We start from the raw sequence: 13,927 nt of genomic DNA, 5'->3' as shown, positions 1-13,927 counted from the left end.
GCGCCGAAGCGCTTGTCAGGATTCAAACAATGCAGTGTTTTCATCGAGCCAGCCCTGCAACAGCAGAGCGGCGGCGATGGCGTCCACCGGGTTGTCGCGGTAACTGCCTTTCTGGCCGCCGCGCACCAGGCGCTCGCCTTTGGCCTCGAAGGTGGTCAGGCGCTCGTCGTGGGTATAGAAAGGCACGTTGAAGCGGCCGTTGAGGCGGCGGGCGAATTTTTCCGCGCGCAGGCACATTTCGCTGGGTGTGCCGTCCATGTTCAGCGGCAGGCCGACGACGACAGCGTCGGGTTTCCATTCTTTTATAAGGGCTTCGACCTGGTTCCAGTCCGGCACGCCGTTCTGTGCCTTCAAGGTGCACAGCTCGCGAGCCTGGCCGGTAATCACCTGGCCGACCGCGACGCCGATCTGTTTGGTGCCGTAGTCAAAGCCGAGAATCAGGCGCAGGGCCATCAGGCGTGACCTGCCTGGCTGGTCAGCAGGCTGAGGTTGATCCCCAAGTGCCTGGCCGCCGCTTCAAGACGCAGCTCGCTGCTGGTGTTGAAGAGGATGTCGGCGTTGTAAGGGCAGGTCAGCCAGGCGTTGTCGGCCATTTCCGCTTCCAGTTGCCCGGCTTCCCAACCGGCGTAACCGAGGGCAATCAGGCTTTTCGCCGGGCCAACGCCGTCCGCGATGGCGAACAGCACATCCTGCGAGGTCGACAGGGCCAGATCGCCGTCCAGTTGCGCAGTGGCCTGGAAGGTCTTGCCCGCCGGATGCAGAACGAAACCGCGATCAGTCTGCACAGGGCCGCCGATAAAAATCGGTACGTGCTGGCACAGTGCTGGCGGGTCGATGTCCGGGCGCAGTTGCTCGAGAATGTCGGCCAGATTCAGCTCTTGCGGTCGATTGACCACAATCCCCATCGCGCCATTGGCCGTGTGCTCGACGATGTAGGTCAAGGTATGGGCAAAGTTCGGGTCGGCCATGTGTGGCATGGCGATCAGGAATTGATGCTTGAGGTAGCTGGGGCTGACGTTTTTCATGTGCGCTAGTGTGGCGTTCGGGGGGCAAACTGACAAGCTGGAGATGCTGACAACAACATAGATCCCTTGTTGGAACCTGGCTTTGTGGCGAGGGGATTTATCCCCGATCGGCTGCGAAGCAGTCGCAAAACCATCACGCACGATGTGTCAGGCAGGTCATGTCAATGGATTCAGGGCCGCTGCGCGCCCCATCGGGGATAAATCCCCTCGCCACAATGAATCTCGTCGTCACTGAAATATTCAGTTGCTGGAGAGTTTGTCACCGCGAGCAAATTTCCAGGTGCGGATGATTTCCAGGCGGTCGATATCCGACAAATCGCCGGTAAACGGCGCAAACGGTGCCGCCAGTCGAACAATGCGCTGCGCCGCCTGATCCAGCAGCGGCTGGCCGGACGATTCCAGCACCAGCACTTCATACAGCGAACCGTCGCGGTTGATCGACACCATCAGGCGCAAATTGCCGTAGATCTGCTTGCGCCGCGCTTCTTCGGGGTAATTGAGGTTGCCGATGCGCTCGACCTTCTTGCGCCAGTCATCTTTGTACCAGGCACCCTTGTCGCGCATGGTCGACGCCGCGCTCAAGCGGTGGATGCGCGGACGTTTGGCGTACAGCTGTTGTTCCTTGGCCAGTTCGGCTTCGAGGCTGGCGATGTCGCTGGACAGCTGCGAGCTGTCGAATTCCGGCGCATCAACCGTCGGTTTGACCTCGGTCTTGGTTTCTTCTTTCTTGGTTGGCGCCTTTTTCGGCTTTGGCGCGACGGTGGTCACCGCAGCCTTGGGCGCGGCTTCCTGCACTTCTGGTTTGGCGGCCGGTGGCGGGGTGACTTTCTTGACCTGATTGTCCTGGAACGGCGCCACCTCAGTGGTCTTGGGGATCGCCTTCTTGTCCAGCGTGCCGCTGCCTTCCTGATGCTCCTGAGCAAGAAAGTCAGCCTTCTCCGGCTTCTTTTCGCTCTTGAAGGTGGCGAGGGTGATTTCCAGGGTTTTGCTGATTTGCTTGGGCTCGACCATCGTGAAGCCGACGCCAAGCAGCAGCGCCAAATGGATCAGCGCTGCGAGAAACAGGGTAAATCCGAGGCGATCGGCCGGGCGCACGCCACGGTGGGCGAGTTCTGCGGGCAGATCGGACGGGAGGGTCATGACAAGAAAACCAACATCGCGCTTTTCAGAGGCTGCGCATGATAACGCAATGTTGGTTTCACGCCTTGGGCTTCACGCTTCAAGCGACAGACTGCATGTGACGTGCATCAAGCTTGTGGCAATTTGCCGGCGGCTTGCAGCTTCTTGGCGATGGCATCCATGAGCATGCCGCCAATGTCAGTGCCGAAGGCATTGTCGATTTCACGGATGCAGGTCGGGCTGGTGACGTTGATTTCGGTGAGGCTTTCGCCGATCACATCGAGGCCGACGAACAGCAGGCCTTTCTCACGCAGGGTCGGGCCGACCTGAGCGGCGATCCAGCGATCCTTTTCAGTCAGCGGACGCGCTTCACCACGACCACCGGCCGCGAGGTTGCCACGGGTTTCGCCCTGCGCCGGAATCCGCGCCAGGCAGTAATCCACCGGCTCGCCGTCGATCATCAGGATGCGTTTGTCGCCGTCCTTGATCGCCGGCAGGTAAGCCTGGCCCATGATCTGCTGGCCACCGAGGGCGGTCAGGGTTTCGAGAATTACCGACAGGTTCGGATCGCCCGCACGGTGACGGAAGATCGAGGTGCCGCCCATGCCGTCCAGCGGCTTGAGGATCACGTCGCCGTGTTTCGCGGCGAATTCACGCAGCACGTCGGCGCGGCGGCTGACGATGGTCGGCGGCGTGCACTGCGGGAACAGCGTGGCGAACAGCTTTTCATTGCAGTCGCGCAGGCTCTGCGGCTTGTTCACCACCAGTACGCCGGCGGTTTCAGCCTGTTCAAGCAGGTAGGTGGAGTAGACGAACTCCATGTCGAACGGCGGATCCTTGCGCATCAGGATCACGTCCAGATCGCTCAGCAGGTTGTCCTGCTCGGCGTCCAGTTCGAACCATTTTTCCGGGTTGGCGAAGACTTTCAGCGGCTTCATGCGCGCCCGTGCCTGACCTTCGCCCTGATACAGGTCGCGCTGTTCCATATAGAACAGTTCCCAGCCACGCTTCTGCGCGGCCAGCAGCATGGCCAGCGAGCTATCCTTTTTATAGGAGATGCTGGCGATAGGGTCCATGACAATCCCGACGCGAACGCTCATTGGGTTTTCCTCGAAAATTGGCTACCGGATCGGTATTGAAAAAGTGCCGCCAGAGTGGCGCCGGGCGGGTTTTCGGTCAAGGAAAAACCCGTCGATAGATTGCATCTGGAGACTGTGCTAAAAAGGCTGCCAAGCCGTGCTGGCCCTTGAGCATCAAGGGTTTCCAGCCATTACTCATCGCAAAACGGACAATTTGATTCGCAAAGGCGACGGTAGAGCCCTCTTATGGAACAGCAGTCCAGCGCCTTGAAGGTCATGGTGATCGACGACTCGAAAACGATTCGTCGCACCGCCGAAACATTGTTGAAGAATGTCGGGTGCGAAGTGATTACGGCGATCGACGGTTTCGACGCTTTGGCGAAGATCGCCGACAACCATCCCGGAATCATTTTTGTCGACATCATGATGCCGCGTCTGGATGGTTATCAGACCTGCGCTTTAATCAAGAACAACAGTGCGTTCAAGGCCACGCCGGTGATCATGCTGTCGTCGCGCGACGGGCTGTTCGACAAGGCCAAGGGGCGGATTGTCGGTTCTGATCAATTTTTGACCAAGCCTTTCAGCAAGGAAGAACTGCTCAACGCGATTCAGGCCCATGTTCCGGGCTTTGCCGCCGTTTTGCCGCAGTAAGACACGTACAGAGACGCGCGGTCAGCGGGCCGGGCGTCGACAAGAAAAATGGGGAAAACCATGGCACGTATCCTGATCGTCGATGATTCGCCGACTGAAATGTACAAACTCACCGGCATGCTGGAAAAGCACGGCCATGAAGTGTTGAAGGCCGAAAACGGCGCGGACGGCGTGGCCTTGGCCCGGCAGGAAAAACCTGACGCGGTACTGATGGACATCGTCATGCCCGGCCTCAACGGTTTCCAGGCAACCCGTCAGCTGACCAAGGATGCCGACACCACGCACATCCCGGTGATCATCATCACCACCAAGGATCAGGAAACCGACAAGGTCTGGGGCACTCGTCAGGGCGCCAAGGACTACCTGACCAAACCGGTCGACGAAGACACCCTGATCAAGACCCTGAACAACGTACTCAAAGGCTGATCGCGCAACCATGAGCGAATCGCTGACCGCGTTCGAACTGCTCTGGCAGATCGATCAGCGCTGCCGCTTGCTGGCGGCGGACTTGCCGTCGCAACCGGCGCGCCAGGATCGCTGGAGCGGCATCGGCTTTCGCCTCGGCGAACACTGGTATGTGGCGCCGATGGGCGAAGTCAGCGAAGTGCTGCACGAACCGCGCTTCACCCAGTTGCCCGGGGTCAAGCCGTGGGTCAAGGGTGTGGCTAATCTGCGCGGACGGTTGCTGCCGATCATGGATTTGTGTGGTTTCTTCGGGCATGAACTGTCGCCGCTGCGCAAACAGCGGCGGGTGTTGGTGGTGGAGCATGGGGACGTGTTTGCCGGGCTGATGGTCGATGAGGTTATTGGTCTGCAGCATTTCGAGCAGGACAGCTTCGAACCGATCTCGATCAGCAAGCGCCAGGGCTCCAAGGCCGAGTTCGTCAAAGGCTATTTTCGGCGCGAGCAGAACTGGCGGGTGTTCAGCCTGTTCGCGCTGGCGAAATCCCCGGTGTTCATGAGCGTCGCGATATAACAGATTCAACACCGTCCCTTGTAGGAGCCGAGCTTGCTCGCGAAGAGGGCGTGTCAGGCGCAATCAATGTTGGCTGACCCACCGCTTTCGCGAGCAAGCTCAGCTCCTACAGGGTAAGTGAACCGTTCCCAAGGCGAGGACCGATGATAAAAGCAAAAACAGGCAAGCCGGCGGAAGGATCGCGCAGTCGCTCGCAGATCATCGTGCTGTTCATCGCACTGATCGTGTTCATCATGCTGCTGTTCGCCAACTTCGCTTACCTCAACACCCAGGCGAACTACGACAAACAGTACATCGGCCACGCCGGTGAGCTGCGCGTGCTCTCGCAACGCATCGCCAAAAACGCCACCGAAGCCGCCGCCGGCAAGGCTGCGGCGTTCAAGTTGCTCAGCGATGCGCGCAACGATTTCGCCCTGCGCTGGGGTTACCTGAAGAAGGGCGACCCGGTCACCGGCCTGCCGCCAGCCCCCGCCACCGTGCGCCCGGAAATGCGCGCCGTGCAGCTGGACTGGGAACGTCTGCTGAAAAACACCGACGCGATTCTCTCCAGCGAACAGACCGTATTGTCGCTGCATCAAGTCGCCGCGACCCTGGCCGAAACCGTGCCGCAGTTGCAGATCGAATACGAAAAAGTCGTCGAAATCCTCCTTCAGCGTGGTGCCCCGGCTGCACAAGTAGCGATGGCCCAGCGTCAATCGCTGCTGGCCGAGCGCATCCTCGGCGCGGTCAACACCGTGCTCGCCGGTGACGAAAACTCGCAGCAAGCCGCCGATGCCTTTGGCCGCGACGCTACCCGTTTCGGCCAAGTGCTCAATGGCATGCTGCAAGGCAACCCGACGCTGAAAATCACTCAGGTCGAAGACCGCGACGCCCGCGCGCGTTTGAGTGAAATCTCCGAGCTGTTCCAATTCGTCTCCGGTTCCGTCGATGAAATCCTCGAAACCTCGCCCGAGCTGTTCAAGGTTCGCGAATCGGCGAGCAATATCTTCAGCCTCTCGCAAACTCTGCTCGACGAAGCCTCGCACCTGGCCACCGGTTTTGAAAACCTCGCGGGCGGGCGCAACACCGACACCATCGGCGGCTACGTCCTCGGTTTGCTGGCACTGGCCTCGATCATCCTGATCGGCATGGTCATGGTGCGCGAAACCAACCGGCAACTGCGCGAGACCGCCGAGAAGAATGAGCGCAACCAGAACGCGATCATGCGCCTGCTCGACGAAATCGAAGACCTTGCCGATGGCGACCTCACCGTAACCGCCTCGGTGACCGAAGACTTCACCGGCACCATCGCCGACTCGATCAACTATTCCGTCGACCAACTGCGCGATCTGGTCGCCACCATCAACCTCACCGCTGGCCAGGTCGCCGCCGCCGTGCAGGAAACCCAAGCCACCGCCATGCACCTGGCGCAAGCCTCGGAGCATCAGGCCCAGCAGATTTCCGAAGCCTCGACGGCGATCAGCGACATGGCTGAATCCATCGATCAGGTCTCGGCCAACGCCGCCGAGTCTTCGGCGGTAGCCGAGCGTTCCGTGGAGATCGCCAACAAGGGCAACGAGGTGGTGCACAACACCATCCACGGCATGGACAACATTCGCGAGCAGATCCAGGACACCGCCAAGCGCATCAAGCGTCTCGGCGAGTCGTCGCAGGAAATCGGCGATATCGTCAGCCTGATCGATGACATCGCCGACCAGACCAACATCCTCGCCCTCAACGCCGCGATTCAAGCGTCGATGGCCGGTGATGCCGGGCGCGGTTTTGCCGTGGTTGCCGACGAAGTGCAACGGTTGGCCGAGCGCTCGTCCGCCGCCACTCGGCAGATCGAAACCCTGGTGCGGGCGATTCAGACCGATACCAACGAAGCCGTTATTTCCATGGAACAAACCACCACCGAAGTGGTGCGCGGCGCGCGACTGGCGCAGGATGCCGGTGTGGCCCTGGAAGAAATCGAAGGCGTGTCGAAAACCCTCGCGGCGCTGATTCAAAGCATCTCCAACGCGGCGCAGCAGCAGACGACGTCGGCCGGGCAGATTTCCCTGACAATGAATGTGATCCAGCAGATCACCTCGCAGACCTCGTCCGGCTCCACCGCCACCGCTGAGAGCATCGGCAACCTGACGAAAATGGCCAGCCAGCTGCGGCGCTCGGTGTCCGGATTCACCTTGCCGGCGGCGAAAGACAAAGCGTGAGTGGAGTGGTTATGGGTGATCGGCACGACTATGTGGCCCTCGAATGGGTCAAAGGCGAAATTGCCGAAACGCTGAAACAGGCGCATCAGGCGATTGAAGCCGTGCTCGATGATCCGCAGGCTTTTCCGGGGCTGGACGAGTGCCTGGATTACATCCATCAGGTGCACGGCAGCCTGCAGATGGTCGAGTTCTACGGTGCAGCCTTGCTCGCCGAAGAGATGGAACATCTGGTCGAAGCCCTGCAGCAAGAGCGCGTCAGCCATCGCGACGAAGCGCTGCATTTGTTGCTGCAAGCGCTCGGACAATTGCCGATCTACCTCGACCGCGTGCAAAGCGCCCGGCGTGATTTACCGCTGGTGGTGCTGCCGCTGATCAACGATCTGCGCAGCGCCCGGGGCGAAAGCCTATTGTCAGAAACCAGCCTGTTCAGCCCGCAATTGCCCGAGCTGCCGCCGCTGAGCGCAGAGGCCTTGGCGCTGCTGGAACCGCCAGAGTTGCCCAACGTGCTGCGCAAACTCCGGCAGACACTGCAAATGGCCTTGGTCGGCTTGCTGCGTGAACAGGACGACCAGACCCACCTCGGTTATCTGGCGAAAGTCTTTACTCGCCTCGAAGCGTTAAGCGGCGACACACCGCTGAGTCCATTGTGGCAAGTCGCCTCGGCGCTGGTCGAAGGCATGCGCGAAGGCGTGATCGCCAACAGCCCGGCGCTGCGCAGCCTGTTCAAGGACGCCGACAAAGAGCTAAAGCGTCTGCTCGATCAAGGCATGGCCGGCCTCAACCAGCCGCCACCGCCGGAGCTGCTGAAAAGCCTGTTGTTCTATATTGCCAAAGCCGAACATCCCACCGGGCAGATGCTGACCATGAAAGATCGCTACTCCCTGGACGACGCGCTGCCCGACAGCGCGATGGTCGATGAAGAACGCGCACGCCTCGCTGGCCCCGACCGCGACGCGATGCGTTCGGTGCTGGCGGCATTGTGCGAAGAGCTGGTGCGAGTCAAGGAGCGCCTCGACCTGTTCGTGCGCAGCGACCGCCAGCACACTTCGGATCTGGAAAGCCTGCTCGCGCCGCTGCGACAAATCGCCGACACCCTCGCCGTGCTCGGATTCGGTCAGCCGCGCAAAGTCATCATCGATCAATTGGCGGTGGTGCTGAGCCTTGCCCAGGGCCAGCGCGAACCGAACGACGCGATCCTGATGGACGTCGCCGGCGCCTTGCTCTACGTCGAGGCGACGCTGGCCGGGATGGTCGGCACCGTCGAGCCGGAAAGCCCGGAAGACGCGCGCCTGCCGACCACCGACCTGACGCAGATCCATCAGATCGTCATCAAGGAAGCGCGCATCTGCCTGCAACAGGCCAAGGACATGATCGTCGACTACATCGACGCCGATTGGGATCGCCAACACCTGCAACCGTTGCCGGCGCTGCTGACTCAAGTGCGTGGTGCACTGGCGATGATTCCGCTGAACCGCGCGGCGAGTCTGGTTGAGGCCTGCAACGGTTTTATCCGCGAACATTTGCTGCTCGATCCGCACGAACCGGGTTGGGAACAACTGGATCATCTGGCCGATGTCATCAGCAGCCTTGAGTATTACCTTGAACGCTTGAGCGACGACCCGCAGGCACCGGGCGAACACCTGCTGGATGTCGCGCATAAATCCCTCGCCAGTCTGGGGTTCTTTCCAAATGAGCCGCATGTTCCCGTGCTCGAGGACGTGCTCTCCCCCAGCGAAGCGCTGGTGATGCAGGACATGCAAGCACTCGACGATCCGGACATCGTGCAGTCGCTGGCCGACGTGTTGGCCAGCCCGGTGTCAGCGCTCAATCCGCCGGCGCTGATCACCCCCGGCAGCCTGATGCCGCCGCCGGCCGATGAAGAACCGGTCGACGATGAGCTGCGCGAAGTGTTCCTCGAAGAGACCGATGAAGTCCTCGAAGTCCTCCACGAATACCTGCCGCGCTGGGCTGCCAATCCGCAGGATCGCGATGCGCTGACTGAACTGCGTCGCGCCTTCCACACCTTGAAGGGCAGCGGGCGCATGGTGCGCGCGTTGATCCTCGGTGAGCTGGCCTGGTCGGTGGAAAACCTGCTCAATCGCGTGCTCGAACAAAGCGTCGAACCCGGCTCGGTCGTCCAGCAACTGCTGACCGACACGGTGCTGTTGCTGCCGGAACTGATCAGCGAATTTGCCATCAACCGCCAGCGTCAGCGCAGCGATGTCGATCAACTCGCCGTCCGCGCGCACGCCTTGGCTAAGGGTGACGAGCCGATGGCCGCTGAAGACGTCGACGATGTCGCGGCGCTCGACCCACTGTTGCTGGAGATCTTCCGCAACGAAGCGGAAACCCACCTCGCCAGCCTCAACCGTTTCCTCGATCAAGCCGCCGAGCATGTACCACTGCAGGCCAGCGACGAATTGCAGCGCGCCTTGCACACGCTCAAGGGCAGCGCGTCGATGGCCGGCGTGTTGCCGATTGCCGAACTGGCGGCGCCGCTCGATCAACTGGCTCGCGAATTCAAGGCGCACCAGTTGCCGCTGGATCTGGATGAAGTGGAATTGCTCCTTGAAGCCGATGGCTTGTTTCGCGTCGGTTTGCGTCAGCTCAAACACGATCCGCTGGCGCCGATTGTCGGCGCGCAGTCGCTGATCAAGCGCACCGATGAACTGCTGGCCGAGCGGTTGGCGTCGATCCTCGATGCGCCGAACACCGGCCTGCGGATCAAGCGCGCCCCGCAACTGATCAACAACTTTCTCGCCCAAGGCATGGACATCCTCCTCGACGCCGAAAGCCTGTTGCAGCGCTGGCAGCAGCACCCCGGCGAGCGTCAGGAACTCAGCGCGCTGCTCGATGAATTGACCACGCTGGGCGAGGGCGCGCACCTCGCCGATCTGCTGCCGGTCGATGTGTTGTGCGAGGCTTTGCTCGATCTTTACGGCGCCGTCGAAGAAAGCAGTCTGGCGGTCAGCGAGCGGTTTTTTCACGAAGCACAAAATGCCCACGAAGCGCTGATCAACATGCTCGACGAACTGGCTGCCGGCCAGGAAGTCACCCCGCAGCCTGAGCGAATCCGCGCGTTGCATGATCTGCTCGATGAAAGCCTCGACCCGTCGTCGATGGGCCTGATTCGCAGCGACGGCAGCCGCACCCTGAGCATCCGTGAACTGGGCAGCGCCACCGCTGAGTTGCAGCAAAAGGCAACGGCGCTTGAACCCGATGACGAGATTGTCGAGATCTTCCTTGAAGAGGCCGTGGACATTCTCGACAGTTCCGGCCAAGCCTTGCAGCGCTGGCTGAGCGACCCGGACAACGTTGCGCCGCTGTCCTCGTTGCAGCGCGATTTGCATACGCTCAAGGGTGGCGCGCGGATGGCCGAAGTCGAGGCCATCGGCGATCTGGCACAGGAGCTGGAAAGCCTTTACGAAGGTCTGGTTGATCGTCGCTATCACTACAGCGAAAGCCTGGGGCGCTTGCTGCTCAAGAGCCATGACCGCTTGGCGCTGTTGCTTGATCAGTTGCAAAACCATCAGCCGCTGACGCCGGCACAGGAACTGATCGAAACGATCCGTCAGGTCCGCCAAGGCCAAAACGTTGCCGAAACGCCGCCAGCAATAACCGAGCACGACAGCGCCGGTCACGACCCGGAGCTGCTGGAAATCTTCCTCGAAGAAGGTTTCGACATCATCGAAAATTCCGGCGCCGCGCTGCTGCGCTGGCAGGCCGAGCCGGGCAATCGTCAGGAAGTGGAAACCCTGCTGCGCGATCTGCACACGCTCAAGGGTGGCGCGCGGATGGTCGAGATCGGCCCGATCGGCGACCTCGCGCATGAGCTGGAATACCTTTACGAAAGTCTTTCCAGCGGCGCTTTGCAGCCGTCGGCGGAACTGTTTGCGCTGGTGCAGCGTGGGCATGATCGCTTGGCGCAAATGCTCGATGGCGTGCGCGCCGGGCAACCGTGCCCGCCGGCGGATCGGTTGATCAATGCGATCCAGAATTTCAGTCATCCGGTAACGGTAGTAAAGCCGCCAGTGCCACCTGTGCAGGTCAAGACTGACGCGGCACCGCCGGCTGCCGAGGCTGGCGCGGACATGGTCAAAGTCTCCGCCGAACTGCTCGACGAGTTGGTCAATCTGGCCGGGGAAACCTCGATCTTCCGTGGCCGTATTGAACAGCAGGTCAACGACGCACAGATCGCCCTGAACGAGATGGAAACCACGATCGAGCGCATGCGCGATCAGCTGCGCCGCCTCGACACGGAAACCCAAGGGCGGATTCTCAGCCGCCAGCAAGTCGACGCCGAACGCCTCGGTTACGAAGAGTTCGACCCGCTGGAAATGGACCGCCATTCGCAATTGCAGCAATTGTCGCGGGCGCTGTTCGAATCGGCATCCGACTTGCTCGACCTCAAGGAAACCCTCGACCGCCGCAACCACGACGCCGAGAACCTGTTGCAGCAACAGGGCCGCATCAACACCGAATTGCAGGAGGGCCTGATGCGTACGCGCATGGTGCCGTTCGAGCGCATGTTGCCGCGCTTGAAACGCATCGTCCGCCAGGTCGCCGAAGAGCTGAACAAAGACGTCGCGTTTGTCGTCGGCAACGCTGAAGGCGAGATGGATCGCAACGTGCTGGAGCGTATGGCGGCGCCGCTGGAACACATGCTGCGCAACGCCGTCGACCACGGTCTGGAGTCCGCCGAAGTGCGGCTGGCGGCGGGTAAACCGGCGCAAGGGCAGATCAGCCTCGACCTGTCCCGCGAGGGCGGCGACATTGTTTTCGACATTCGCGACGACGGTGCCGGCGTGCCGTTGGAAGCGGTGCGCAAGAAGGCAATCAAGCGCGGCATGCTCGCGCCGGAAGCCGAGATCAGCGACCGCGACGTGTTGCAGTTCATCCTTCAACCGGGGTTTTCCACAGCGGAAAAGATTACGCAGATTTCCGGGCGCGGCGTCGGCATGGACGTGGTGCATGAAGAGGTGCGGCAGCTCGGCGGCAGCATGAGCATTGATTCGGTGCCGGGGCAGGGCGTGCATTTCCGCATTCGTCTGCCTTTCACCGTGTCGGTCAACCGTGCGCTGATGGTGCAGTGTGGCGAGGATCAATACGCGATTCCGCTGAACACCATCGAAGGCATTGTTCGCGTGTTGCCGAATGATCTGGAAGCGCACTTCCGTGTTGATCCGCCGCGCTACCAATACGGCGGCCAGACCTATGAGCTGTGCTACCTCGGCGAACTGCTGAAAACCGCGCCACGACCGAAACTGCTGGGGCAGAACCTGCCGTTGCCGGTGCTGCTGGTGCATTACAACGACCGGCGCATCGCCGTGCAGGTCGACACCATGGCCGGCACCCGCGAGATCGTGGTCAAGAGCCTCGGTGCGCAATTCGCGGCGGTGCAGGGCGTGTCCGGGGCGACGATTCTCGGCGATGGCCGGGTGGTGCTGATTCTTGATTTGCTCGCGCCGATTCGGGCGATGCAGGCACGGATTGCGCAGACACCAACGCTGCCGGAGATCGATAGCGAACCGCACAAGCCGCTACTGGTGATGGTAGTCGACGACTCGGTCACCGTGCGCAAGGTCACCAGCCGCTTGCTCGAACGTCACGGCATGAACGTGCTGACCGCCAAGGACGGAGTCGACGCCATGCTGCTGCTCGAAGAGCACATGCCCGACCTGATGCTGCTCGACATCGAAATGCCGCGCATGGACGGCTTCGAAGTCGCCACCCAGGTGCGCAACGACGAGCGCCTGCAACACCTGCCGATCATCATGATCACCTCACGCACCGGCCAAAAACACCGCGACCGCGCGATGGCGATTGGCGTCAACGACTACCTCGGCAAGCCGTATCAAGAGTCGGTGCTGCTTGAAAGCATTGCCCAGTGGAGCAAGAAACATGCATGAGCGCCGGCATAATCAGCGCACCAGTCAACTGACCGGGCTATTGCTGCCGCTGGCGGATCGCAATTTGATCCTGCCTAACGTCGCTGTTGCTGAATTGATCGATTACCAAGCCAGCGCTTTCGATCTGGATACGCCGCCGTGGTATCTGGGGCGAGTGAAGTGGCGTGAGCGGCAGATTCCGCTCCTGAGTTTCGAGTCGGCGTGCGGGCAGAAAATTGTCATTGGCGAGCGCGCGCGGATCGTGATTCTCAATGCGCTGGGTGGATTGCCGGAGTTGAAGTTCATTGCGCTGCTGGTGCAGGGGATTCCGCGCTCTTACAAGCTCGACAGTCAGTTGAGTTATGTCGATGTGCCGTTGTGTGCGTTGGAGCAGGCGGCGGTGCAGGTCGGGGAGCAGGTGGCGAAGGTGCCGGATTTGTTGGGGTTGGAGAAGTTGTTGGTGGATGCTGGGCTGGTCCACTGATGCAGAATTCGTGTTGCTCTGACTGGCCTGATCGCTGGCAAGCCAGCTCCCACAGGTTTTTGTGTGGTGCACAAAATTCGAATACAACTCGGACACTGTGGGAGCTGGCTTGCCAGCGATGGGGCCAGCAACATGACCAAATTCCTACAGGCAAATCCCCGATTTCTGTCATGCCTTAAACACTTTCCGGCACATCTGTTTAAAGACACCCGGTGTTACGGCTCCCTAGCCTACAAATCCTTGCGCCGCTGCCTACGCATGTACCAGAATCCGCCGGCTTGTGCGCCGTGGGCTGGCTGCGTAACGTGGATCGGGTCACTGATTCCCAGTGATCGGGTTTAGCAGCCCGGCTTTGTCCTTACCTCGGTTGTACAAGTCTCATCCAGTCAGGCATTCGCCTGCGCTTGATGGTGGCTGTGCGCATGGCACCTTCGGGTGCGCCGGGTTGGGGTTTGACCGGTCTGCTAACTTGCGCATAGCCGCCACCCTACCGTTTAGCAGCGAGATGGTGAG

At 60.8% G+C, this 13,927-nt stretch carries 10 protein-coding genes; 6 read left to right on the top strand and 4 right to left on the bottom strand.

Translation table 11 applies throughout. The features are described from left to right. Positions 1-15: 15 nt before the first annotated feature. The 4 genes from ruvX to gshB all read right to left on the bottom strand — a co-directional run bounded on the left by ruvX (position 16) and on the right by gshB (position 3,244). On the bottom strand, positions 16-453 hold the full coding sequence (ruvX, locus tag ACQ4MY_RS17235) for a Holliday junction resolvase RuvX (protein ID WP_008077844.1): 438 nt from the start codon (positions 451-453) through the stop codon (positions 16-18). Then, positions 453-1,025, bottom strand: coding sequence for a YqgE/AlgH family protein (locus tag ACQ4MY_RS17230; RefSeq protein WP_440095928.1), 573 nt, complete (start codon positions 1,023-1,025; stop codon positions 453-455). The genes ruvX and ACQ4MY_RS17230 overlap by 1 nt, the downstream gene beginning before the upstream one ends. A gap of 240 nt (positions 1,026-1,265) precedes the next feature. After that, the gene (locus ACQ4MY_RS17225; protein ID WP_008077848.1) at positions 1,266-2,165 is read right to left on the bottom strand and encodes an energy transducer TonB; all 900 of its coding nucleotides are present in this window, start codon (positions 2,163-2,165) and stop codon (positions 1,266-1,268) included. A gap of 107 nt (positions 2,166-2,272) precedes the next feature. After that, entirely contained in the window at positions 2,273-3,244 is a 972-nt protein-coding gene (gene gshB / locus ACQ4MY_RS17220) for a glutathione synthase (RefSeq protein ID WP_122604418.1), read from the bottom strand. Between the two features lie 225 nt (positions 3,245-3,469). On the opposite strand from gshB, the gene pilG reads away from it, so the two are divergent. The 6 genes from pilG to ACQ4MY_RS17190 all read left to right on the top strand — a co-directional run bounded on the left by pilG (position 3,470) and on the right by ACQ4MY_RS17190 (position 13,414). Then, the gene (gene pilG / locus ACQ4MY_RS17215) at positions 3,470-3,874 is read left to right on the top strand and encodes a twitching motility response regulator PilG (RefSeq protein ID WP_007913673.1); all 405 of its coding nucleotides are present in this window, start codon (positions 3,470-3,472) and stop codon (positions 3,872-3,874) included. Positions 3,875-3,934: 60 nt separating this feature from the next. Continuing rightward, the gene (gene pilH / locus ACQ4MY_RS17210) at positions 3,935-4,300 is read left to right on the top strand and encodes a twitching motility response regulator PilH (RefSeq protein ID WP_053124759.1); all 366 of its coding nucleotides are present in this window, start codon (positions 3,935-3,937) and stop codon (positions 4,298-4,300) included. Between the two features lie 10 nt (positions 4,301-4,310). After that, positions 4,311-4,850: a chemotaxis protein CheW gene (locus ACQ4MY_RS17205; protein ID WP_007913675.1), complete on the top strand. Its 540-nt coding sequence runs from the start codon at positions 4,311-4,313 to the stop codon at positions 4,848-4,850. A gap of 143 nt (positions 4,851-4,993) precedes the next feature. Further along, on the top strand, positions 4,994-7,042 hold the full coding sequence (locus ACQ4MY_RS17200) for a methyl-accepting chemotaxis protein (protein ID WP_053124698.1): 2,049 nt from the start codon (positions 4,994-4,996) through the stop codon (positions 7,040-7,042). An 11-nt stretch (positions 7,043-7,053) separates the two neighbouring features. Then, on the top strand, positions 7,054-12,951 hold the full coding sequence (locus tag ACQ4MY_RS17195; RefSeq protein ID WP_440095926.1) for an Hpt domain-containing protein: 5,898 nt from the start codon (positions 7,054-7,056) through the stop codon (positions 12,949-12,951). After that, complete coding sequence (locus ACQ4MY_RS17190) at positions 12,944-13,414, top strand: chemotaxis protein CheW (protein ID WP_283438483.1); 471 nt, start codon at positions 12,944-12,946, stop codon at positions 13,412-13,414. The genes ACQ4MY_RS17195 and ACQ4MY_RS17190 overlap by 8 nt, the downstream gene beginning before the upstream one ends. Positions 13,415-13,927: the final 513 nt, after the last annotated feature.

The sequence above is a fragment of the Pseudomonas sp. SM4 genome (assembly GCF_051913165.1).
Lineage (GTDB): Bacteria > Pseudomonadota > Gammaproteobacteria > Pseudomonadales > Pseudomonadaceae > Aquipseudomonas.
Note: the sequence above shows the minus strand (reverse complement) of the source record. Positions and strands in the feature narration are given on the sequence as shown.